21 protein-coding genes are annotated in these 23,166 nt (G+C 37.0%); 16 read left to right on the top strand and 5 right to left on the bottom strand.

Annotated features, from left to right (window positions below; genetic code table 11):
- Positions 1-102: 102 nt before the first annotated feature.
- The gene (gene lpdA, locus KRODI_RS14910; RefSeq protein WP_013752458.1) at positions 103-1,500 is read left to right on the top strand and encodes a dihydrolipoyl dehydrogenase; all 1,398 of its coding nucleotides are present in this window, start codon (positions 103-105) and stop codon (positions 1,498-1,500) included.
- Between the two features lie 171 nt (positions 1,501-1,671).
- On the opposite strand, the gene KRODI_RS14905 is transcribed toward lpdA, so the two are convergent.
- Entirely contained in the window at positions 1,672-2,553 is an 882-nt protein-coding gene (locus tag KRODI_RS14905) for a hypothetical protein (protein ID WP_013752457.1), read from the bottom strand.
- A 272-nt stretch (positions 2,554-2,825) separates the two neighbouring features.
- On the opposite strand from KRODI_RS14905, the gene KRODI_RS14900 reads away from it, so the two are divergent.
- From KRODI_RS14900 to KRODI_RS14890, 3 genes are all read left to right on the top strand, one after another.
- Positions 2,826-3,881 carry a COX15/CtaA family protein gene (locus KRODI_RS14900; protein WP_013752456.1) on the top strand — a complete coding sequence of 352 codons (1,056 nt, stop codon included), beginning with the start codon at positions 2,826-2,828 and terminating at the stop codon, positions 3,879-3,881.
- Positions 3,882-3,920: 39 nt separating this feature from the next.
- A complete protein-coding gene (locus KRODI_RS14895) occupies positions 3,921-4,442 on the top strand; it encodes an IS1096 element passenger TnpR family protein (RefSeq protein ID WP_013752455.1) in 522 nt (173 codons plus the stop codon).
- 71 nt (positions 4,443-4,513) lie between these two features.
- Positions 4,514-5,569, top strand: a complete 1,056-nt coding sequence (locus KRODI_RS14890) for a nucleoid-associated protein (protein WP_013752454.1) — start codon at positions 4,514-4,516, stop codon at positions 5,567-5,569.
- Positions 5,570-5,644: 75 nt separating this feature from the next.
- On the opposite strand, the gene KRODI_RS14885 is transcribed toward KRODI_RS14890, so the two are convergent.
- Positions 5,645-6,715, bottom strand: a complete 1,071-nt coding sequence (locus KRODI_RS14885; protein WP_013752453.1) for a hypothetical protein — start codon at positions 6,713-6,715, stop codon at positions 5,645-5,647.
- Positions 6,716-6,809: 94 nt separating this feature from the next.
- On the opposite strand from KRODI_RS14885, the gene KRODI_RS14880 reads away from it, so the two are divergent.
- The 5 genes from KRODI_RS14880 to KRODI_RS14860 all read left to right on the top strand — a co-directional run bounded on the left by KRODI_RS14880 (position 6,810) and on the right by KRODI_RS14860 (position 11,266).
- Positions 6,810-7,703 carry an ABC transporter ATP-binding protein gene (locus KRODI_RS14880; protein WP_013752452.1) on the top strand — a complete coding sequence of 298 codons (894 nt, stop codon included), beginning with the start codon at positions 6,810-6,812 and terminating at the stop codon, positions 7,701-7,703.
- Between the two features lie 8 nt (positions 7,704-7,711).
- Entirely contained in the window at positions 7,712-8,554 is an 843-nt protein-coding gene (locus tag KRODI_RS14875) for an ABC transporter permease (RefSeq protein WP_013752451.1), read from the top strand.
- Between the two features lie 253 nt (positions 8,555-8,807).
- Positions 8,808-10,166: a DEAD/DEAH box helicase gene (locus KRODI_RS14870; protein ID WP_013752450.1), complete on the top strand. Its 1,359-nt coding sequence runs from the start codon at positions 8,808-8,810 to the stop codon at positions 10,164-10,166.
- Between the two features lie 8 nt (positions 10,167-10,174).
- Positions 10,175-10,966, top strand: coding sequence for a subclass B1 metallo-beta-lactamase (bla, locus tag KRODI_RS14865; RefSeq protein WP_013752449.1), 792 nt, complete (start codon positions 10,175-10,177; stop codon positions 10,964-10,966).
- Positions 10,967-11,011: 45 nt separating this feature from the next.
- On the top strand, positions 11,012-11,266 hold the full coding sequence (locus KRODI_RS14860; RefSeq protein ID WP_013752448.1) for a CDGSH iron-sulfur domain-containing protein: 255 nt from the start codon (positions 11,012-11,014) through the stop codon (positions 11,264-11,266).
- 78 nt (positions 11,267-11,344) lie between these two features.
- On the opposite strand, the gene KRODI_RS14855 is transcribed toward KRODI_RS14860, so the two are convergent.
- Complete coding sequence (locus KRODI_RS14855; protein WP_013752447.1) at positions 11,345-12,760, bottom strand: CCA tRNA nucleotidyltransferase; 1,416 nt, start codon at positions 12,758-12,760, stop codon at positions 11,345-11,347.
- A gap of 126 nt (positions 12,761-12,886) precedes the next feature.
- Positions 12,887-13,447 carry an L-threonylcarbamoyladenylate synthase gene (locus KRODI_RS14850; protein WP_013752446.1) on the bottom strand — a complete coding sequence of 187 codons (561 nt, stop codon included), beginning with the start codon at positions 13,445-13,447 and terminating at the stop codon, positions 12,887-12,889.
- A gap of 204 nt (positions 13,448-13,651) precedes the next feature.
- Here KRODI_RS14850 and KRODI_RS14845 point away from each other — a divergent pair, with 204 nt between their 5' ends.
- The 7 genes from KRODI_RS14845 (at position 13,652) to KRODI_RS14815 (ending at position 22,810) form a co-directional block, all read left to right on the top strand.
- On the top strand, positions 13,652-14,407 hold the full coding sequence (locus KRODI_RS14845; RefSeq protein ID WP_013752445.1) for a hypothetical protein: 756 nt from the start codon (positions 13,652-13,654) through the stop codon (positions 14,405-14,407).
- 136 nt (positions 14,408-14,543) lie between these two features.
- Positions 14,544-15,827: a DEAD/DEAH box helicase gene (locus tag KRODI_RS14840; protein WP_013752444.1), complete on the top strand. Its 1,284-nt coding sequence runs from the start codon at positions 14,544-14,546 to the stop codon at positions 15,825-15,827.
- Between the two features lie 183 nt (positions 15,828-16,010).
- Entirely contained in the window at positions 16,011-16,478 is a 468-nt protein-coding gene (locus tag KRODI_RS14835) for a heme-binding domain-containing protein (protein WP_013752443.1), read from the top strand.
- Positions 16,479-16,606: 128 nt separating this feature from the next.
- Complete coding sequence (locus KRODI_RS14830) at positions 16,607-17,815, top strand: DUF4856 domain-containing protein (protein ID WP_013752442.1); 1,209 nt, start codon at positions 16,607-16,609, stop codon at positions 17,813-17,815.
- Positions 17,816-17,882: 67 nt separating this feature from the next.
- Positions 17,883-19,004 carry an imelysin family protein gene (locus KRODI_RS14825; RefSeq protein ID WP_013752441.1) on the top strand — a complete coding sequence of 374 codons (1,122 nt, stop codon included), beginning with the start codon at positions 17,883-17,885 and terminating at the stop codon, positions 19,002-19,004.
- 7 nt (positions 19,005-19,011) lie between these two features.
- On the top strand, positions 19,012-20,391 hold the full coding sequence (locus tag KRODI_RS14820) for an HTTM domain-containing protein (RefSeq protein ID WP_013752440.1): 1,380 nt from the start codon (positions 19,012-19,014) through the stop codon (positions 20,389-20,391).
- Positions 20,372-22,810 carry a TonB-dependent receptor gene (locus KRODI_RS14815; RefSeq protein ID WP_041295739.1) on the top strand — a complete coding sequence of 813 codons (2,439 nt, stop codon included), beginning with the start codon at positions 20,372-20,374 and terminating at the stop codon, positions 22,808-22,810. Before KRODI_RS14820 ends, KRODI_RS14815 begins: the two co-directional genes overlap by 20 nt.
- 74 nt (positions 22,811-22,884) lie before the next feature.
- Here KRODI_RS14815 and KRODI_RS14810 read toward each other — a convergent pair whose 3' ends face one another.
- Positions 22,885-23,130, bottom strand: a complete 246-nt coding sequence (locus KRODI_RS14810) for a hypothetical protein (protein WP_013752438.1) — start codon at positions 23,128-23,130, stop codon at positions 22,885-22,887.
- Positions 23,131-23,166: the final 36 nt, after the last annotated feature.

The following is a 23,166-nucleotide window of genomic DNA, read 5'->3' as shown; positions in this document are numbered from 1 at the left end:
TAGTACTGGACATTATGATGATTTTATACAAAAAAGGAGTCTTGTTTATGTTTTAAACTACTGCTCATATTTGTATCTTTGAATAACTTTTAAAAATAAATTATGAGTTCATACGATGTAGCCGTTATAGGCTCTGGTCCTGGAGGATATGTTGCAGCAATACGCTGTGCACAACTAGGAATGAAAACTGCAATTATAGAAAAATATAGTACACTAGGAGGAACTTGCTTAAACGTAGGTTGTATTCCTTCTAAGGCACTTTTAGACTCTTCTCACCACTACGAAGACGCCATAAAACATTTTGAAGATCACGGAATAGATGTTGGCGAAGTAAGCCTTAATCTTGAGAAAATGATCTCGCGTAAGCAAGGCGTTGTAGATACCACTACAAAGGGTATCGAGTTCTTGATGGGTAAAAATAACATAGACGTTTATCAAGGTGTAGGATCTTTTAAAGATGCTACGCACATCAATATTGCTGGTGAAAAGAACGAAACTATTGAGGCAAAAAATACCATTATTGCCACTGGTTCTAAGCCTAGTACATTACCTTTTATCACATTAGATAAAGAGCGTATCATTACTTCTACAGAGGCGTTAAAACTTCCAGAAGTACCTAAGCACTTAGTTGTAATAGGTGGAGGAGTAATAGGTCTTGAGCTTGGTCAAGTGTACAAGCGTCTAGGTGCAGAGGTAACCGTAGTAGAGTATATGGATCGCATTATCCCAACAATGGATAGCGCGCAAAGTAAAGAATTACTTAAGGTCTTCAAGAAGCAAAAAATGAAATTTGCACTTTCTCACGGAGTTACTGCCGTAGAGAGAAATGGAGATGAGGTAACTGTAAAAGCGACAGATAAGAAAGGTCAAGAAGTTGAGTTTAAGGCAGACTACGTGCTTGTAGCCGTAGGACGTCATGCTTATACAGATGGTCTTAATCTTGATGCTGTAGGTATTAAGACAGATGAGAGAGGAAAAGTTGAGGTAAACGAGCACTTGCAGACTAATGTGTCAAACATTTATGCAATAGGTGACGTGATTAAAGGAGCAATGCTTGCTCACAAAGCAGAGGAAGAAGGAACACTCGTTGCCGAAATCATGGCAGGTCAAAAACCTCATATTGATTATAACTTAATTCCAGGTGTTGTATACACATGGCCAGAAGTTGCCTCTGTAGGTAAAACTGAGGAGCAACTTAAAGAAGCTGGAGTAGCCTACAAGTCTGGACAGTTCCCTATGCGCGCACTAGGACGTAGCCGCGCAAGTGGTGATACCGATGGATTTGTAAAAATCCTTGCAGATAAAACTACAGATGAGGTACTAGGAGTACACATGGTAGGAGCTCGTGTAGCAGATCTTATTGCTGAGGCAGTAACTGCAATGGAATTCCGTGCAAGTGCAGAAGATATTGCACGCATGAGCCACGCACACCCTACATATGCAGAAGCTGTAAAAGAAGCAGCACTAGCTGCTACGGAAGACAGAGCTTTACACGTATAATCATAATAACATATTATAGAGTACAAAAAACCTGCTAGTGATAGCAGGTTTTTTTTGTGATTATTACGCTTTCGCGAAAATTGAAAAATAAACAATGAGTAAATATTGACTTGATTTTTAATCTGGCTTATGTGTCTCTTACGTAAGCTTTTTTTTTAACTCATTTCTTTGTTAATTATAGTTGTTTTCACTCCAATAGTTTGTCGAAACAGGCAGCATTTCATTATTTGGTCCTTTCATGAACATAAGTGGTTGGTCATTTCTTTTATTCTTTTCCATAAACTCTTTTAAACCAAATTGAATGTCAATAATTGATTCAATAGTTTGTTCTAAAAGCCAAAATAGAATATAAGATATCGATAGATCATACTCTCTATTTAACTTTTTTAATTCACTAAAGTTTTTATTGAATTTACTAGATGCCAAAATGGTTGTCTCTACTTTTCCGTTTATCAATTTAATAGATAAAGATGATTTTTCTCCGTCTTTTCCTGAATGAATTACATCAGACCTGTATTTATAGAGTCTTCCAACAAATATACGGTCAAGATTGTCAATAAGTTTGCTGAAAGTAGATTCGTATAATTCATTTTTAGGATCTCGAACTGATTGTGCAAGTTCATTCCATTTAAGTTTTTTGTGGTTTTTCAGGCTTAGAAAGGCTACCAAATTACTCACATAATCAAAGGCCGAAATGATATGAAAAATAATGCTGTCAAACAAAGCTGAAATATCAGACTTTCTATTTTGAAAATGAAGATGTAAGGATGTTTGACTATTTTCTTCTTTAAATATATCTGATAATTCTTTGTCTAATGAACTAAGTAGATTTACAACGATATTTATATGTAGCCTAATAGCTCCCAATCGGTAAAGAATATTGTCTCTAAATTCATAGATTTTATTATTCGTATAACTAGAATCTAAATAATATTTGTAATCCATTCCAATAGCAATCATGTTATTACTAATTGATTGGAATCCATCGCTTACATTTTTCATTTCTGAATTTAAGTCGGTGATATTTTTATATGGTCTGTTTGTTCTAAGCAAGGTTGACTTTTTTAATGAGTTATGTCAGACTAGTACGAAAAGCAAGTGCCACTCCCAGTTGCTCTAAGTATTTCTATTGAGTCTGATTTTTGTAATTTAATTTATTACCTAAATATACCACACTAGACCGCATCTAATAGAGTTTTACTTTCAACGTTATCAACACCTTATGCACTAAGGTTGACTGTCCCCAATTTTCAAGTATTTTGAACACCAAACGAGATTTAAAATAAGGTCGTTTTGTATTTTTGCACCTCTTAAAAAGAGCATTTATGTGGTACAGACGCCTTCTTAAAATATCCATTATATTTTTATACTTAATTATTATTGCAGGAGCGGTGGTGCGTATGACGGGAAGTGGTATGGGATGTCCAGACTGGCCGCAGTGTTTTGGGTACCTAGTGCCGCCTACGGAGGAGAGCGAGCTACGATGGGAGCCTAACCATCTGTATGAAGATGGACAAGTAATCATACTGGAAGAATCATTACGTATTGCTCCTACAGATTTTACTTCTGGAGATTCATATAACGAAGCCAACTGGGAAACCTATGATAAACATGATTATGCTAGTTTTAATGTATGGCATACGTGGATAGAGTATATAAATAGACTCGTGACTGCACTAGCAGGAATCCCTATTTTACTTATGGTTATTCTAGCTTTCTGGTACTGGAAGGGTAATAAATGGCTCATTTTTGCCACGTTTATGGTGATGCCACTCATGCTTTTTCAAGCATGGCTTGGTAAGCAAGTTGTGGACTCAAATTTACTTCCCGTGAAGATTACCATTCACATGATAGCGGCGTTATTTATTGTAGCCTTATTGTTATTCTTATGGTGGAAATCTCAGATAAAGGAAGGTTTGCAGGATACGCTTTCGCGAAAGCGTACCTATGACCCACGTTTTAAAAACTTAATAATTATTGCTAGTCTATTAACACTTATCCAAATAGCACTAGGAACCCAAGTGCGTCAATATGTAGACGAGCGCGTTGCTGAAGTAGGCTATGAAGCAAAAGAATTATGGCTTAACCCTGCGACCATATGGTTTTATGTGCATAGATCTTTTTCTATACTTGTCACGCTCCTCAATCTTTATATTTTCTGGCGTAACAGAAGTTTAGTCTTAGGTCATACTAAGTTGCTCAACTGGGTGCTTATTTTTATAGGGCTGGAGGTAGTAACCGGGATTGCTATGTATTATATAGATTTCCCATTTGGCACACAACCTTTACACTTAGTGATATCGTCATTATTATTTGGCGCACAATTCTACGTATTGTTAGAAAGTTTCCCAAAAAGGGTAGCAGTCTCTCCCATGAGATAACACAAAACCAAGTATCTTTACCATCTTAAAATTTTTACAATGATTTACCGTTTTAGAGCAATTCTAGACACAGAAGAAGACGTTTTTCGCGATCTTGAAATTGAAGCAACAGATACTTTAGAAGATTTACATAATGCTATAAATCAGTCATTTGGATTTGATGGAGCAGAGGTTGCCGCTTTTTACTTAAGCGATGATACATGGATGCAAGGGGAGGAGTTTGCACAATTTGATATGGGAGAAGGTGAGAGCCAGCTACGTATTATGAATGAGACATCACTAGATGGTCTTTTAGGAGAACATCAGACGCGTCTTATCTATGTGTATGACTTTTTAAATATGTGGCGTTTTCTAGTAGAACTGGCTGAAATTACAGAGCCAGAAGATGGCATGACGTATCCTAACCTGATGTTTGTGCAAGGGCAAGTGCCAGATCAAGCACCAGAGTTTGAAATGGAAGATCAGGAGCTAGGAGCAGACGACGACGATGAAGATGAGTTTAATGATGACTATAACATTGACGATTTTGACGATCTTAGTTTTGATGAAAACTGGAACTAGTTTGCTTTAAATTTTACGTAGTACCTTGAGCCTGCTATTGCAAGCTCATAATTAACAACCTATACCTACAAATGATAAACTTATACAGTGCCCAGATAGAATCACTTTCCATTCACCGTATTGGAAATAAAGGTAAAGCAGAAGGGCTTTTTGTATCTCAAGATCCATATCCATTAAGTGACGAACTTACACCACTTATTAAGGAGTTTTTCTTTAAGCCTTTTCGTGAGAAAGAGGAGAATTATTATAAATTCTTCCATGAGCAAGATATAGAGTTTAACACGCTTTTTAGTCTAGCTAAGAAAATCTTTGATAATCCAAGTGGTACACACTTACTTTCTGAAGATATCGCAAAGCATCTTTATGCACAAAGTGATCACCCGCATATCAAGCCAGGAGAATTATACATCGTACACTTAGATGGTGTGCAGATTGATAATATTAAAACAGATGCAATAGGAATCTTTAAGAGCGAACTTAAACAGGATTTCTTACAGTTTCGCGAAAGCGGGACAAACCTACAGATGATTCTTGAGCAAGGGATTAATCTTAATAAACTAGACAAAGGGTGTTTGATTTTTAACCATAAAGAAGAAGAAGGTTATAAAGTGCTCTCTATAGATTCTAACCGCTATGATACGAAGTACTGGCTAGAAAATTTTCTAGGCGTAGAGATTTTTGAAGACGAGACTTTCTACACTAAAAAGTACTTGAAGTTCTGTCAAGACTTTGCAAAAGACGTGGTATTGCCTGCTGAGGATAAGAAGGAAGAAGTTCTTTTTATGAACCGTGCGGTAAATCACTTTGCAAAGAACGATACCTTTGACGAGTCTGCTTTTATGAATGAGGTGATCGAAAATCCAGATTTGATACCTGAATTTCGTAATTACAAAGCAGAACAATCTCCAAAATATAAAATAGAGGATCTTACCGATTTTTCTATAAGCAACAAAGCGGTAACAGCACAGCGTAAGAAGATCAAGAGTGTTATTAATCTTGATACTAATATCCAGATAAAACTAGATTTTATCAATGGAGAAAGCGCAGAGAAGTTTGTTGAAAAAGGATGGGATGAGGAAAAACAGATGTACTATTACTTAGTGTATTTTAATAAAGAACAGAAATAGTAAGAACTACTTCTTATACAAGAAAAGCGTAGCACACAGTGCTACGCTTTTTTTATACTACTATTTTATGAAGCGTTATATATCTTTTATTAGCCTCTTTAAACTGATGTCTTCATAGTTACGTTTTACAAATTCTAGTGCGGCTCGCAACACTGCACCCATATTTGCCGCACGTCTAAATTTCATATCGTTTGTAAAGTCATAAATATCTGCTCGTAATTGTTTAACATTTTCACGAGGAGAGATATTATCGGTGGCCATTACACGAAGTAAGCGTGTAAGGCGCTTTTTTCCATTAATTATTCTTCTTGCAAGAAGTGCTCTCTCTTCATTGCGATATTGTTCTATTGAGCGGTTATCTAGGCGTTTTGCAACTAGCCGCACAAGCTTTATATTTTCTTTAAAAATTGCTGGTTGGTATACTTTAAAGTTACCTTCGTAACACTGCTGGTCAAAATCTATTGCGCGTATTTTGTAACGAACTGTATCAAAATCGTGTGTTGGCACAATTACAAAATTATAAGCTCTCATATCACCTAACAGTGTGATCATGCAGCGTTCATTGAACTTTACAAACTCTTTTGCGATTTGAGTCAGACCTAGATCATCACAGGTTTCCATGTGATCTTTGATAAAATCATCACCAGGAATACCAGATATGTGTTCTTCTATAAGTGTATTTTCAAAAACTAGAAAACTAATTCGGTTAGGAGATAATATATGCTCGAGTTCTAATCCATACACTCTACTTGCATCTGCTTGCTTTACATAAAAATAGACGTAATTATTGTTATATATATTAAGCACCTTAATGCGGAATGGTTTTGAGTTTCCAAAAGTGCAAAAGTCGATACCGCCTATTTTTAAATAATCAAAAATATTTTCATTACCATCAGAGTGCAGCTGGGTATAAATACGTTTGAGGTTATATTCTATTTCATCTTGCTCAAATTCTGGATAGTAAACTCGCATCCATAAGGTGTCATTATCATCATTGTCATACACGCTAACACCGCCAGAAAATCTAAGTAAGTCTTCATAAGATATTGTCACCTCAGAAGTTCTTGCGTATGTTTTGAGGTATGAAAGAAGCTTCTCATTTACAGGAAATGAGGGTTTCTTTTTAGACATCAGTTTACTTTCCATTGGGGTGTATTTTATGTAAAGATACTAAAGGCTTGTAACAAATAGTAGAGACAAACGTCTTGTAAACACTAGCAATCAAAAAACAACCGAGATATTGGAAACTATATTAACGATTAACAATCTTACGAAGCATTACGGCCATGTGAAGGCCGTAAATGATCTCTCGTTTACGATAGAAAAAGGAAATGTGTACGGAATTCTAGGACCTAATGGTAGTGGTAAATCTACCACCTTAGGGATGGTGCTCAATGTAGTGAATCCTACCGCAGGAACCTTCCACTGGTTTGACGGGACAGATACTACACACAATGCTTTAAAGAAAGTAGGAGCAATTATAGAGCGGCCTAATTTTTACCCTTATATGACAGCGGCACAAAATCTTGCTCTAGTTTGTAAGATTAAGGATGTCTCACCAGATAAGATACAAGAAAAGCTTACTATCGTAGGTCTACTAGATCGCATGCACAGCAAGTTTAGCACGTATTCTTTAGGTATGAAACAGCGTCTTGCAATAGCCTCTGCATTGCTTAATGATCCAGAGATTTTAATTCTTGACGAACCTACCAATGGTTTAGATCCTCAGGGAATACACCAGATAAGAGAGATTATAAAAAACATTGCAGCAGGGGGAACTACCATTCTCTTAGCTTCTCACTTACTAGACGAGGTAGAAAAAGTATGTACGCATGTCGTGATCTTACGTAAAGGAGTAAAACTATATGCTGGACGTGTAGATGCCATGAATGCAAGTCACGGATTTTTTGAGCTACGTTCAGATAATCTTGCATTATTAAAAACGTATTTAGAGAGTCATTCAGACTTTGGAGAAGTAAGTATAAAAGATGATCTTCTCACGGGATTTTTAACAAATCCGCTTGACGCGAAAACGTTAAATACCCAACTACACCAGCAAGGTATTGTACTTACGCACTTAGTGAAGCGTAAAGAAAGCCTTGAAGAGCAATTCCTTGAATTAACTAAAAACTAACCAACCAGATGTTACGACTACTTACCATAGAATATCATAAACTCAAGCACAGTAAAACGTCTCGGGTACTCATAATTGGCTATTTCATTTTACTTTCTGCAATTGCATTGCTTGCCTCTATAAAATTTAATCTTTTTGGAGCCGAATTCCGCTTGGCAGATCAGGGTATATTTAATTTCCCTTACATCTGGCACTTTAACACCTATGTTGCGGCTATACTTAAATTTTTTCTTGCCGTAGTGATTGTCTCCATGACGGCAAATGAATATAGCAACAGAACACTCAAGCAAAACCTTATAGATGGATTAAGCAAGAAAGAGTTTATACTTTCTAAGTTTCTTACGGTCGTTGTATTTTCGGCAGTGTCTACCATATTTGTAGCAGTATTGAGTTTGATTTTAGGCTTTGCTTTTTCAGATTTTACAGAGGCATCTATCGTTTTTTCTGACATGGAGTACTTGTTAGCCTTTTTTATCAAATTAGTCGCATTCTTTTCATTCTGTCTCTTTTTAGGAATATTAATAAAGCGTTCGGCTTTTGCATTAGGATTTTTATTGATGTGGTATTTCTTTGAAGGCGTAGTACAATTAGTGTGCTTGTTCTTTCAAGAGAAGTATGACATGGAAGGCTTGCGCAGTAATGTAACACAGTTTTTGCCGCTTGAGTCTATGAGTAATCTTATTGAACAACCTATTACAAGATTAAACGTAGTACAGTCTGCAGCAAATCAGATTCAGGCAGATGTGCTTTCAGATTACACGGTATATTTCCACGAGATTGCCATTGTATCTCTATGGATATTCATATTTATTTATGCGAGTCTTGCCTTGCTTAAGAAGAGGGATTTATAAGATCTCGCTTTCGCGAAAGCGTATATACACCAAAGCGCTCACATCATCGTGAGTGCTTTTTTTATGTGTTATAGTTTCATTATTGAGACTTAGTATAGTTCTGAAAATTCTATCCCAAAAGAAGATTGCTGATTATTATTGCGTGACCAAATTCTAAAAAGAGGCAATACCCACAAATGATATACTTTTAAGCGATAATACGCTCTAAAGTACTGTCAATCTTTAAAAAAGAGGTATTTTCGCGTTTATAGCTATGACTTTTAAAGACCTCAATCTCGATAAATTTTTGTGGAATGCCCTAGACGATATGGGATTCACTCAACCTACTCCTATACAGGTGGATGCACTCGCTCCAGTTATGTCTGGTGGAGATGTGGTTGGGATTGCACAAACTGGTACGGGTAAAACCTACGCGTATTTACTTCCTATACTTAGAACACTACCATATTCTCGCCAAGAGAATCCGCGTGTGCTTATCCTTGTCCCTACAAGAGAATTAGTGCTGCAAGTGGTAAGTGAGTTAGAAAAGCTTACAACGTACATAGATGTGCGCGTGGCTGGTGTATATGGAGGAGCAAATATTAATACTCAAAAAGCACTTATTGCTCAAGGGCAAGATATTGTGGTTGCTACTCCAGGAAGGCTTTATGACCTTGCGGTGAGTAGAGTATTACAACTCAAGAGTATCCAGAAAGTGGTGATTGATGAGGTAGATGTGATGCTTGATCTAGGTTTTAGACCGCAGCTCATGAATATTTTTGATATTCTACCTAAGCGTCGCCAGCATATCATGTTTAGTGCAACGATGACAGAAGATGTGGATGCACTTATAAAAGATTTCTTTAGCACACCTCAATTTATTAGGGTTGCAAAAAGTGGTACACCGCTAGAAAATATCACGCAGATAGGTTATAAAATGCCTAACTTTTATACAAAGGTAAATTTCCTTTTAGAAGAACTTGCTTTCTCAAAGAAGTACCCAAAAACTCTATTATTTGTGCGTGATAAACGCATGGCAGACAGACTTTATTTAAAATTAGAAGAAGCATTTCCGGGTGATGTAGATCTTATACACTCAAATAAAACGCAAAACTACCGTATCAATAGTATCAATGCATTTGCAAAAGGGAAGGTACGTATGATGGTAGCTACAGATGTAATGGCACGTGGTCTTGATATAGATGATATTACACATGTAATCAACATTAACACTCCACGTTTTCCAGAAAATTACCTGCACAGAATAGGTCGTACAGGTCGTGCTCAAAAAGAAGGAGTTTCTATTGTGTTAAGTACTCCAGAAGAGGATGAATATCTAGCAGAAATCGAAGCATTAATGGGAGTAAAGGTTGCTATTCAACCGCTGCCAGAAGATGTTGCGATTTCTAAGGAACTTACTCCAGAGGAACGCCCAGAAGCAAAAGAAATTTTTAATCCGCATCGATGGAATAAAAATGATGACGATGCTCCGGGGCCAGCTTTTCATGATAAAAGTGAAAAGAACTCTAAGGTCAATTTAGGTGGTGCTTATAGAAGGGAAATAGCCCAAAAATATAAGAAACCTAAGACTAGGGGAGATAAGAACTACAACAAAAGAAATAAACGTAAATAAGTAAAGAAATGTGTCGACTACTACAGATGTTAGGGATCTGTCTAGCCGTACTACTATTAAACTCCTGTTTTGATAATAGTAAGTATGATCCAGAACCATATGTAAGATCCTTGGAGATCATAAAATTATCAGAGCAAGACTACGTGCATGTATCTTACCTAAAAGATAGTTATGGTGGTTATATTCCTTGCAATGGTTACATACGAGTAGAAGGAAGCGAAGCTTTTATTTTTGACACACCTCTTAACGATACACTTTCTGAACAGCTTATCACATTTGTACAAGAAGACCTAAAGGCAACTATAAAAGGGGTGCAAGTGAGTCACTCTCATATAGATGGTGCTGGTGGTATTAACGCTTTCGCGAAAGCAAAAATACCCACTTACGCTTCTGCCAAAACAGCAGCATTACTAGCCAAAGATTCTCTAGCTATTAGTAATCCTTTCTCACAAAAAGACAGCATACAGATAGCCGAAAATTTTATTGTAATGGAGTATCTAGGACCTGCTCACAGTGATGATAATTCTATTGCATACATACCAGCATCAGATATTTTATTAGGTGGTTGTATGATCAAGCCGCTAGATGGAACAAAAGGAAATCTTGCAGATGCAAATCTCGATGAGTGGGCAAACACGGTAACTACTTTACAAAATCGTTATCCAAATGTCTTACAAGTGATTCCTGGACATGGTGGTAGAGGAGATAAAGAGTTACTTGACTATACAATTGGTATGTTCCAGAAGAGTAGTGAAGTAATAGGCGATAACGAAGAGACAGTTGAAGTCGCTACAAATTAAAAATATAAATCATCACCACTCTTTGAGGTGATTATCAAATAAATTATGGAAGACAATAAAAAGGTAGCAGGTATTGCACCAATAGCAGTAGAGCTAGAAGAAGGAAAGAAATATTCATGGTGCACTTGTGGTCACTCTGAGAAGCAACCTTTTTGCGACGGAGGACACAAAGCAGCAGAAAGTACGCCTAGCTTACGTTTTGAAGCAGAAAAGACAGGGACAGCATACTTATGTAACTGTAAGATGACAAAGAATCCACCATACTGTGATGGAAGTCACAAGACGTGTGAAATAGGATAAACTTAACTAACTGTTATTAAAAAGCCCTTAGTATATCTACGATATGCTAAGGGCTTTTTAGTTGAATGAAAACCTTCTCTATTTAATGAGTTTTATGTCTTTTGCTTTTTTGATCATAAAAGCAATGGCAGCTTCCTTTTCGTTAGGGATTTCACCTTCTAAGATAGCTTCTTTAATTGCTTCCTTAAGTATCCCTATCTCACGACCTGGTTTAAGATTAAAAGCTTCCATGATTTCCTCTCCAGAAACTGGCGGCTGAAAGTTGCGCACGTGGTCACGCTCTTCAACCTCTTTCATTTTCTCACGTACTACTTTAAAATTGTTGTGGTATCTCTTAAAGCGTTTTGGGTTTTTGGTAGTGATGTCTGCCTCACATAGTGTCATGAGATCTTCAATATGATCTCCTGCGTCAAAAATGAGTCTTCGTACAGCGCTATCTGTAACATGATCTTCTGAGATAACGATAGGTCGCGAACTCATAAGTACCATTTTTTGGACAAATTTCATTTTGTCATTTAATGGCATTTTCAGGCGTTTAAATAATTTGTAAACCATTTTTGAGCCTACAAACTCGTGCCCATGAAAGGTCCAGCCCACCTTTTTTGAAAACTTCTTTGTTGGCGCTTTACCTATGTCATGTAACAATGCAGCCCAGCGTAACCAGAGATCATCAGTATGTTCGGAGATGTTATCTACCACTTCAAGGGTGTGGTAAAAGTTGTCTTTATGCTTTTGCCCCTCAATCTCATCTATGCCTTTTAACGCCATAAGCTCCGGTAAGATATATGGGAGTAGTCCTGTTTTTTCCAGCAGTAAAAAACCTTTAGAAGGAGTAGGGCTCAACATTATTTTATTAAGCTCATCTACAATGCGCTCGTTTGTAATAATCTTAATGCGCTCTGCATTTTTAGTGATAGACTCAAGCGACGTGCGCTCAATCATGAAGTCTAGCTGTGAAGCAAAACGGATTGCACGCATCATACGAAGTGGATCGTCACTGTATGTGATATCTGGATCTAAGGGCGTTCTTATAATCTTACGTTCAAGATCGCTTATTCCATTAAAGGGATCAATCACATCGCCATAACCGTTATCATTAAGTTTAATAGCTAGTGCGTTTATAGTAAAGTCACGACGGTTTTGGTCATCTTCTAGTGTGCCATCTTCTACTACGGGATTACGACTTTCTGTAGCATAAGATTCTTTACGGGCACCTACAAACTCAATATCCATATTACCAGAACGTAACATAGCAGTACCGTATGTTTTAAATACTTGTACTTTAGGCTTGTTCGGTAAAATTTGCGATACTTTACGAGCAAGTGCAATACCACTACCCACAGCTACAACATCAATATCTTTTACTTCTTTATTACGTTTTAAAAGGTAATCGCGTACAAATCCACCTATAACGTAGGTTTCTAGTTCGAGTGCATCTGCGGCATTAGAAATATTGTTAAAGATAGGAAGGGAGAGTGCGTTCTTTAGATTCATTACTAGAATTTAAATAGAGGTAAAGGTGTGGATTTGGCACATTTTCGCGAAAGCGAGATCATGCCAAGCATATTTTTATAAAAATAGAGATAGGCTTACTTAATTAAAAGTAGGTACTTAAATGAATTATTCTCTAATGATGGTTACTTTACCATCTTCTGTAAGTTTTATAATTGCGCTAGGTTTAGTTGATGTGCGATCACGATCTAAATTCACTACATAATCTACACCGTCTATAATTTCTTGAGAAATCTCACTAAAACTTTGAGGGGTAGGCTTTCCAGTTATATTTGCGCTTGTAGAAACGATAGGTTTTCTAAACTTTTTAAGTAAAAAGTTACAAAACTGATTGCGACACACTCTAAAGGCAGTGCTGTTATCTGGTGCAATCACATTAGTCGCTATACGTATAGGATCATCATAGATGATTGTAGTAGGTTTTGCAGCATATTTGAGTATGTCATAAGCTACCTCAGGAATATTTTCAATATACTGGTTAAGCATTTTAAAATCACTTACAAGACAGATAAGAGATTTACTCTCTGCGCGCTTTTTAAGTGCATATACTTTATCTACGGCATCTGGGTTTGTAGCATCACAACCTATTCCCCATACAGTATCTGTAGGGTAAAGAATAAGGCCACCTCTTTTTAAAACGGCTAGTGCTGCGTCGTGTTCTTGTTTCATCAAATAAATTTAACTGCAAAAATAACCTATTCTTTTTTTATTAGTATACTCTAAGGCACTTTGTAAAGGGAAGGATAGCAATTTTATATATTTGCGGGATATAATGTATTGATGTTTTATAGTAAGCGACTGTAATCGTAAGAGCGACTTCTTATGAATTTCTAACGCAACGACATTAATTACCATCTTAACTAACTCATACCTGTGAACATAGTTTTCTCTAAAAATTTTAAGGGTGATACAAAAGCAATCGAGCAATGTATTACAGATTTTGATACTTCCGGTAAGAAGTTTGATGAGCGCAAGCGCAATTCTTTAAAGCTTTTTGAAGTAGGAGGAAGGGTGATTAATGTGAAGTCATTTAAGGTGCCTAATCTTATTAATAGATTAGCTTATAGATATCTTCGTAGCTCAAAAGCAGCAAGATCTTTTGAGTATGCTCATAAACTTTTAGAAAACGGTATTCTTACACCACAACCCATTGCTTATTTTGAAGAAGAAGGAGTGTTGTTTGGGCAAAGTTTTTATGTGAGTAATCATCTCAACTATGATCTTACGTATAGAGAGCTATGTGAAGCATCTCCTTACATAGGGAATAAAGATATACTAAGTGCTTTTGCAAGGTTTACGTATAGTTTACATAAAAAGGGAATACACTTTCTTGATCACTCTCTAGGTAATACACTCATTGTTATCACAGATAAAGGCTATGATTTTTACTTGGTCGATCTTAATAGGATGAAATTTGGCCCTATGGATTTTGAAACTCGCATGAATAACTTTGCGCGATTATCTCCACGTCCTGAGGATATTGCAGTGATGGCTAGTGCTTATGCTGTAGAGAGTGGTGATAATGAGAAAAAAGTATTTAATGCCATGCTAGCAGGAGTACAAAAATTTCAAAAAGCTTTTTATAAAAAGAAACGACTTAAAAAGCGTTTAAAATTCTGGAAAGGCTAGTGACAGTCAAATCCTTCTGTGTAAAGAAGGCATATAGTCACAACACTTTGCTAATAGCGGAGTAACTAATTAAATAAGCCCTACCTTCGCGCTTTAAGGAAGTGACTACATTTAGGTCATTTCACAAAACCTTTATATGTCATTTAAATCTTTAGGGCTCTCTGATGCCCTGCTCAAAGCTGTGAGCGAAAAAGGCTATACAACGCCATCACCTATTCAACAAAAAGCAATTCCAGTAGTACTTCAAGGCAAAGATGTTCTTGCAAGTGCACAAACCGGAACAGGAAAAACTGCAGGATTCACACTGCCTATGATCCATAGGCTTATAAATAACCCAAAACAAGGACGCCGTAAGATAAGAGCACTAGTGCTTACACCTACAAGAGAGCTTGCTGCTCAAATACAAGAGAATGTATTAGAGTACAGTAAGTACGTAGATATAAAATCTATGGTCATCTTTGGTGGGGTAAACCAGAACCCACAAGTACGCACCTTACGTCAAGGAGTAGATATTCTAGTTGCCACTCCTGGTAGACTATTAGATTTACAAAATCAAGGTTTATTGAGCCTTTCTGATGTAGAGTTTTTAGTACTTGATGAAGCAGACCGTATGCTTGATATGGGCTTTATACATGATATAAAGAAAGTATTAAAAATGGTTCCGGCGAAAAGGCAGAACCTCCTTTTTAGTGCAACGTTTAATACAGATATTAAGAAGTTTGCAAGTAGCATTCTTACTAATCCTGTATTAGTAGAAGCAACACCAGAAAACACTACTGCAGAGAAAGTAGATCAAAAATCGTATAGAGTAGATAAGTCTCGTAAAACAGAAATGCTTATCAAATTTATAAGAGAAGGAAACTGGGATCAAGTGCTGGTGTTCACAAGAACTAAGCACGGTGCAAACAGACTTTCTCAAAAATTAGAGAAAGACGGAATCTCATCTGCAGCAATACACGGTAATAAAACACAAAACGCAAGAGTAAAAGCACTTGCTGGTTTTAAGAGTGGAAAAGTTCGCGTACTTGTAGCAACAGACATTGCTGCTCGTGGACTTGATATCCCATTATTACCTTATGTGATTAACTATGAGCTTCCTAATGTGCCAGAAGATTATGTACACCGTATAGGTCGTACTGGTAGGGCAGGAGCAAGTGGTCAAGCAATATCACTAGTAGGAGTGGATGAGGTAGATTATGTAAGAGGGATAGAAAAGCTATTAGGAGAAAAGCTACATAGCGAAGTATTAGAAGGTTTTCAGCCAACAGATACGCTAGCGCAGATCAAAAAAGAAGCTGCCGAAAATAAAGCAAGACACCAGCAAGGTCGTCGTAACTCTGGTAACAGTGGAGGACGAGGGAAAAGTGCTGGAGGAAGTAAAAGTTCTGATAGTAGAAACAAAAACTCAAGAAGACGTTAATAGTTTTCTTTAATAAATATGAAACCTCTTATCTGTATGGATAAGGGGTTTTTTTTATGCTTTCGCGAAAGCGTATGTTAAGTAAACTTTATTATCCTTAAACTTATTTAGAATAATTAAAGATAAGGTTGTCTCTTTTTCAACTACGTATTATTTTTGCCGCATAATACAAACAACCATATTATGAAGATTCTTCGATATTTTTTGATCATAGCACTTATTGCGCTTGTAGTTATTCAATTTATTAGACCAGATAAGCAAGAAGGTAATTATCTCGCTATAGATGCATTTGAAACAGAAACTAATATGCCTGCAGAGGTGAGAGCGATATTCAGCAACAATTGTTATGATTGTCATAGTGGTGTAACTACATATCCTTGGTATGCAGATATTGCACCTTTATCTTATTGGGTAAACGATCATATTGAAGATGGTAAAAGACATTTTGATGTAGAAGAGTGGAATAACTATTCCCTCAAGAAAAAAGACCATAAACTAGATGAGCTCATAGAAGAAGTTGAAGAGGGAGAAATGCCTCTAAAATCATATACACTGCTTCATGGAGACTTATCTGACGAAGAAAAAGAGCTTTTAGAAAACTGGGCAAAAGAAGCTCGAGCCCAGATACAGAGCGAGATGGTTGTGCAATAAAAACAGCAAAAATTAATTTTAACACATTCTTATTCTTATTTATTCTAAATAAGCTTGCTAGAACGAGAAATGACTATTATTTTTGCCGTCGTAAACAAATTTACTATTTATATTAAGTCTAAATAAAAATGAAAAACTTCTTACCAATAGCACTAGCAATTACGACAATCGCCTTTACATCTTGTGAAGATGACGATAGCCCAGTAATCGAACAAGAAATTGAAGTAGTTGCACCAGCAACTTATTCTTTTGAAAGAAATGGAGAAAGCACTGTAAGCTTCTCAGGACAAACAACACGCATCGCAATGGCACAAGAAATTGTGAGCGAGATGAGTGATTTTGATAATGCTTCTATAGCATCATTAACAGACATGTTTGCAAATGAGAATAACCCTTTTGAGGATGCAGATTTAAATGCGTCTGATAAGAGTGTAAAAAGTAAAGTAGCTGCTTCTACAGATTACTTTTCTACAAATGCAGCAGCCTCTGCTGAAATCAAAGCATATATAGAGTCACACTTCACAACACAGATAAACGAAGTATTTCCAGCTCAAAATACACAAGCTTCTATAGGTGTTGCTGGTCAAATAGCAGATGGAGAAAGCACTCGTTATGTAGCAGCAAATGGTTTGGAATATAACCAAATTGTTGCAAAGAGTCTTATAGGTGCACTAATGGTTGATCAAATGCTTAACAATTACTTAGGTACAAACGTACTAGACGCTGGTACAAACATAGCAGATAATGATGCAGATGTTCTTGTAGAGGGTAAAGTATACACAGATATGGAGCACAAGTGGGATGAGGCTTTTGGTTACCTTTTTGGCAACAGTGCAGATCCAGCAAATGCAAATGCTACTATAGGTTCTGATGATTTCTTCTTAAACAGATATTTAGGTCGTGTAGAAGGAGATGAAGACTTTGCAGGTATTGCTCAAGATGTTTTTGATGCTTTTAAACTAGGTCGTGCAGCAATCGTTGCAAAGGATTACGAATTAAGAGATGAGCAAGCAGAAATCTTAAGAACAAAAATCTCTGAGGTAGTAGGGATTCGTGCAGTTTACTACTTACAACAAGGTAAAAATGCTATAGAGGCAGGTAATTTTGGAACTGCATTTCATGATCTATCAGAAGGTTTTGGATTTGTATATAGCTTACAATTTACACGTAACCCTGATACAGATGCACCATACTTATCTAGAGAAGAAGTACAAGGAATCGTAAGCCAACTAACAGCTGGTAACGGACTTTGGGAAGTTACACCAGCAACTCTTGATTTAATATCAACTACGATAACAGATCGTTTTGACTTCACATTAGAGCAAGCAGGAAGCTAATAAGAAATAACACCTACTCACAGGGAGCCCATTGGCTCCCTTTTGGTGGAAAAAAGAAGAATTAACTATGAAAAAGATTTTTGGAATTATAGCAATTGCTTTGTTCTTTTATGCATGTGGTAGTGATGATACAACCATTACAACAGACGATAGTGGAACAGGAAACACAGGTAACTTTGATCGTAGCGCGATGCTTACTAATTGGGCAGATAATATTATTGTGCCAGGTTATGTAGACTTTAATGCAAAGGTAAATACACTAGAAAGCGCAACAGCAGCATTTACTGCAGATGCTAGTGACCTAACCGCAGTGCGTGCCGCATGGTTAGACGCTTATACAACATGGCAACGAGTTTCTATTTTTGAAATAGGCCCAGCCGAAACGGTTAACCTACGTCTTAACGTAAACATTTACCCAGCAAATGTTACTACCATAGAGAGTAACATTGATAATGGTTCTTATGATTTTGGACTATCATCTAACCGCTCTGCCAAAGGTTTTCCAGCAATTGATTACTTATTATACGGTTTAGGAGCAGACGAGACTGCGATTCTTGCAGTTTATAATGGAGCAGAAGGAGCTGCTTACAAGCAATATCTTAATGATGTAGTTGCAGATATGAAGCAACTTACAGTATCAGTATTAAGCGAGTGGCAAGGTTCTTACAGAGCTGCATTTATAGAAAACGATGGAGCTTCGGCGACGGCGTCTACAGATCGTTTTGTAAATGATTACATATTCTATTACGAGAAGTTCTTACGTGCTGGTAAAATGGGAATTCCTGGAGGCGTATTTTCTGGTAATGTAGAAGTTGGCAATCTAGAAGCACTGTATGCAGGCAACCTTTCTAAAGAATTATTTTTAGTAGGTCTAGATGCAACTCAAGACTTCTTTAATGGAAAAGCATATAATACAAATGCTCAAGGCGAAAGCTTATCATCTTATCTTGATGAACTTAATGCAATAAAAGACGGCGTAGATCTAAATGAGATCATAAACTCGCAATTTGATGTTGCACGTGCTTCGGTAAGTGCATTGGGAAGTTTTGAAAGCGAACTTTCTCAAAATCCTCCTTCGACATTTTTAGAGTCTTATAATGAAGTACAACGCCTTGTACCACTTCTTAAAGTAGATATGGTAAGCGCAATGAGCATTAGTATTGATTTTGCAGATGCAGACGGAGATTAGATCTTAGATGATACAGCAAGTCAAAAGATATTTAAATACACAAAGAGAGGCCGCACCACTAGCGGTCTTTCGTGTGTCTTTTGGATTGCTCATGCTAGCCAGTCTCATCAGATTCTGGAGTCACGGGTGGATTGAGAAATTCTATATTGCACCATCCTTCCATTTTACATTTTATGGTTTTGAGTGGGTGCGTCCTTTCGAGAATTATACCTACTTGTTATTTGCGATATGTGCGTTAAGTACGATCATGATAACCATAGGTTATAAATACCGTCTGGCAATTATCATATTCTTTTTGAGCTTCACATATATAGAGCTCATGGATAAAACCATGTATCTCAATCACTATTACTTCATCAGCATGCTTAGCTTCTTGATGATTTTTATACCTGCTGGTTCTTATTTTTCGATTGATGCATTACAGCTTTCGCGAAAGCGTGCAGCTACACCCATCCAGTTTGTGCCTCGCTGGACAATAGATAGTATCAAACTACTGCTGGGGATAGTGTATGTATATGCAGGACTAGCAAAGCTTAATAGTGACTGGCTTGTAAAGGCCATGCCGCTTAAAATTTGGTTGCCTTCTAAATTTGATATTCCGTTTATAGGTGATTTGTTGGGTCAAGAATGGGTGCATTATGCCTTTAGTTGGTTTGGAGCGGGATATGATTTGTTGATTCCTTTTTTCTTGCTCTGGCGTAAGTCGAGGCCTTTTGCATTTATCATGGTCATCATTTTCCATGTGCTTACACGAGTGTTGTTTCCTATCGGGATGTTTCCGTATGTGATGATAGTGAGCGCGTTGATTTTCTTTGATGTAGGTTTTCATAAAAAGATTATTTATGCTTTCGCGAAAGCGGTAAAATATCCACAACAGTTATTAGAAACTACACAGCATTATGCGCCTAGAAACCTTAATCTAGCAAAGGCTTCTATAGTTATTGTAGCGATATTTTTTACAGTCCAACTACTATTGCCATGGCGTTACCTAGCGTATCCTGGGGAGTTATTCTGGACAGAAGAGGGCTATAGATTCTCATGGAGAGTGATGCTCATGGAGAAATCTGGCTATGCACAATTTAAAATAGTAGATGGCGTAAGCGGAAAGCGATTTTATGTAGATAATACAGATTTCTTAACTCCACTACAAGAAAAGCAAATGAGCTTCCAGCCAGACTTTATTTTAGAATATGCTCACTATCTTCGCGACCATTTTGAGGGTCAGGGTCACCAAGAGGTAGAAGTCTACGTGGAGTCTTATGTTGCTCTTAATGGAAGGTTGAGTACCACATATATTGATCCCAAAGCGGATCTCGCGCAAATAGAAGATTCTTTTGCTCATAAAAATTGGATTATACCATTTACAGATGAAATTAAAGGTTTATAATACGTTGTTATTGATTTTATGTGCGCTTTCTATGAGTGCACAATTTACATTTTCAGGTAAAGTAACAGACGCTACAGGTGCGGGTATTGCTGAGGTTGAGGTATATGTGCGTCAGGCAAATATGGTCGTTACTACAGATGCTTCTGGAGCGTTTACATTTGATAATGTGACATCTGGAAGCTACGCGGTAGTTGTTTTTGGCTTTGCTTATGAGCTTGTAGAAGATCAAGTTTCAATTACCAATAATGTTACTAAGAATTATACTCTTCAAGAGCTAGGGGAATCACTTTCTGAAGTGGTGCTTACAAGCCGTCGTGAGAAGATTTTTGCTTTACGCTCACTTAAAAAAGTAGAGGGAACAGCAATTTATGCTGGTAAAAAGAGTGAAGTAGTACTTGTAGACCAACTTACGGCAAACCTAGCTACAAATGCACCTAGACAGATTTATAGTCAGGTAGTAGGACTCAACATTTATGAAAATGGAGATGCTGGATTGCAACTCAACATTGGAGGAAGAGGATTAGACCCTAACCGTTCTGCCAACTTTAATATTAGACAGAATAACTATGATATAAGTGCAGACGTTCTTGGATATCCAGAGAGTTACTACACGCCACCGGCAGAGGCTCTTAAAGAAATTCAAGTAGTACGTGGAGCAGCATCATTGCAATATGGAACACAGTTTGGCGGATTGATAAATTTCAAATTTAGAGAGCCAGTAAAAGACAAAAAAATAGAATTGATATCAAGACAGACAGCAGGTTCTTATGGGTTGCTTACCTCGTTTAATAGTTTAAGTGGTACGGTAGGGAAATTCAGTTATTACACTTATTTCAATTACAAAGAAGGAGATGGCTGGAGACCTAACTCTCAGTTTAATAGCCGTAATTACTTTGCGCACGCAGCATACCAGCTTAGTGAGAATACTAAAATAATAGGAGAATTGACCCTGTTTAATTATTTAGCAAAGCAGGCTGGAGGTCTTACAGATGCTCAATTTATAGAGGATCCTAACTTTAGTAATCGTGATCGCAATTGGTTTGATGTAGACTGGAAAGTATATTCTTTACGCCTTGATCACGCCTTTAGTGATAAAACAGATTTTAGCTTAAACGTGTTTGGTCTAGACGCACAACGTAGTGCCGTAGGTTTTAGAACAAACAGAGTGTCACAGCCAGATGATCTAGAAGAACCTAGAGAACTTCTAGTGGATAACTTTACAAACTGGGGTGCAGAAGCACGCTTGCTTACGAGATATAAGATAGGAGAGAAGGATGCTGTTTTCTTAATAGGAAGTAAATATTATGACGCAAGTAATAGTCAGCAGCAAGGACCTGGAACTACGGCTGCAGATGCAGATTTTAGTTTTGCTACAGCGCAGTTTCCTAATTATGAGCGTCAAGCTGAATTTGATTTTCCTAATAGAAACCTAGCTATTTTTGGAGAAAACATCTTTAATGTTACAGATAGACTTTCTATAACTCCAGGTTTTAGATATGAGCAAATCAAAACAGAGAGTGCAGGTTCTTTTAATAATGTAGTGGTTGACCTAGCGGGTAATTTACTTGTAAATGAGGATATAGCAGATAATAGAGTTTTTGACCGTGATTTTTTACTGTTAGGTGCAGGCGTAACATATGATCTATCTCCAGCAGTTGAATTGTACGGGAACTTTAGCCAGAATTATCGTTCTGTTACATTTAATGATATTAGAATTACAAATCCATCATTTGTAGTTGATGAGAATATAACTGATGAGGAGGGATTTACTGTAGACTTAGGAGCTAGAGGACGCATAGATAATAAGTTTGCTTATGATTTTAGTTTGTTTGGTGTGCGATATGATGACCGACTAGGAGAAGTGTTATTTGTAGACTCAGATAATAGTATAAAAAGACGTCGTGGCAACATAGGAGATGCATTTATTTACGGTTTAGAATTTTTTACAGATTGGAATATAAAAAACACATTTTTTGAAGAACAATCAGATTATAAACTTAAGCTCTTTACAAACCTAGCGCTTACAAGTTCAGAATATTTAAACTCTGATAGAAATGGTGTAGAGGGTAATGAAGTAGAGTTTATTCCAGATATAAACTTTAAAACTGGAGTGAATTTTGGATATAAAAATTTTACAGGAAGTGTACAATACACATACCTTACAGAACAATTTACAGACGCATCAAATGCTCCACAAGACGTAAATGATAATCAACGTGGTATAGAGGGGACAATCCCTTCATACGGAGTACTAGATATTTCGGCGGCATATACTTGGAAGCGTTTCAAATTAGAGGCTGGATTAAATAATGCGCTAGATGAGTCTTACTTCACGAGACGTGCTACAGGATATCCTGGCCCTGGGATTATACCAGCAGAGCCGGTTACTTTTTATACGACGCTACAGATTAAAATATAGCAATAGAGTTTTACTCAAAGACAAAGCCATCTCATAAACTTATGAGATGGCTTTGTCTTTGTAATATCCTTGTCTTAAGCTTCGCCTTGCGGAGCCCAAGAAGCGCATAGCATTCCAGGAGCTGCTTGTGTAGGATTTGCACAATCACTTTCTTGATAGCGAGTGCAAGTCACACAATTACGATCGTCTTTTAAAGCAGCTTTCATATCAAAGCTATCACAGGTGTATTGAGCACCTACGTGTACTTCGTGTTTTTTGCAAAAATTTCCATCTCTAAGTTGGTTACAGTTTGAACAGTTGTGTGCGAGTTTGATAGCCATAGTTTCTTTTTTTAATTCATTTCTTCTCTAAAGTTA

The sequence above is a fragment of the Dokdonia sp. 4H-3-7-5 genome (assembly GCF_000212355.1).
In the GTDB taxonomy this organism is placed as follows: domain Bacteria; phylum Bacteroidota; class Bacteroidia; order Flavobacteriales; family Flavobacteriaceae; genus Dokdonia.
This window is presented reverse-complemented; position numbering and strand designations above follow the sequence as displayed.

Bases quoted from the DNA above. Each gene is read 5' to 3' on its own strand.
- KRODI_RS14870 (WP_013752450.1), top strand. From the start codon at position 8,808: ATGACTTTTAAAGACCTCAATCTCGATAAATTTTTGTGGAATGCCCTA.
- KRODI_RS14895 (WP_013752455.1), top strand. From the start codon at position 3,921: ATGATTTACCGTTTTAGAGCAATTCTAGACACAGAAGAAGACGTTTTT.
- KRODI_RS14830 (WP_013752442.1), top strand. From the start codon at position 16,607: ATGAAAAACTTCTTACCAATAGCACTAGCAATTACGACAATCGCCTTT.
- KRODI_RS14825 (WP_013752441.1), top strand. From the start codon at position 17,883: ATGAAAAAGATTTTTGGAATTATAGCAATTGCTTTGTTCTTTTATGCA.
- KRODI_RS14850 (WP_013752446.1), bottom strand. From the start codon at position 13,447: ATGAAACAAGAACACGACGCAGCACTAGCCGTTTTAAAAAGAGGTGGC.
- KRODI_RS14835 (WP_013752443.1), top strand. From the start codon at position 16,011: ATGAAGATTCTTCGATATTTTTTGATCATAGCACTTATTGCGCTTGTA.
- KRODI_RS14815 (WP_041295739.1), top strand. From the start codon at position 20,372: ATGAAATTAAAGGTTTATAATACGTTGTTATTGATTTTATGTGCGCTT.
- KRODI_RS14860 (WP_013752448.1), top strand. From the start codon at position 11,012: ATGGAAGACAATAAAAAGGTAGCAGGTATTGCACCAATAGCAGTAGAG.
- KRODI_RS14900 (WP_013752456.1), top strand. From the start codon at position 2,826: ATGTGGTACAGACGCCTTCTTAAAATATCCATTATATTTTTATACTTA.
- lpdA (WP_013752458.1), top strand. From the start codon at position 103: ATGAGTTCATACGATGTAGCCGTTATAGGCTCTGGTCCTGGAGGATAT.
- KRODI_RS14840 (WP_013752444.1), top strand. From the start codon at position 14,544: ATGTCATTTAAATCTTTAGGGCTCTCTGATGCCCTGCTCAAAGCTGTG.
- KRODI_RS14885 (WP_013752453.1), bottom strand. From the start codon at position 6,715: ATGGAAAGTAAACTGATGTCTAAAAAGAAACCCTCATTTCCTGTAAAT.
- KRODI_RS14890 (WP_013752454.1), top strand. From the start codon at position 4,514: ATGATAAACTTATACAGTGCCCAGATAGAATCACTTTCCATTCACCGT.
- KRODI_RS14820 (WP_013752440.1), top strand. From the start codon at position 19,012: ATGATACAGCAAGTCAAAAGATATTTAAATACACAAAGAGAGGCCGCA.
- KRODI_RS14875 (WP_013752451.1), top strand. From the start codon at position 7,712: ATGTTACGACTACTTACCATAGAATATCATAAACTCAAGCACAGTAAA.
- KRODI_RS14855 (WP_013752447.1), bottom strand. From the start codon at position 12,760: ATGAATCTAAAGAACGCACTCTCCCTTCCTATCTTTAACAATATTTCT.
- bla (WP_013752449.1), top strand. From the start codon at position 10,175: ATGTGTCGACTACTACAGATGTTAGGGATCTGTCTAGCCGTACTACTA.
- KRODI_RS14810 (WP_013752438.1), bottom strand. From the start codon at position 23,130: ATGGCTATCAAACTCGCACACAACTGTTCAAACTGTAACCAACTTAGA.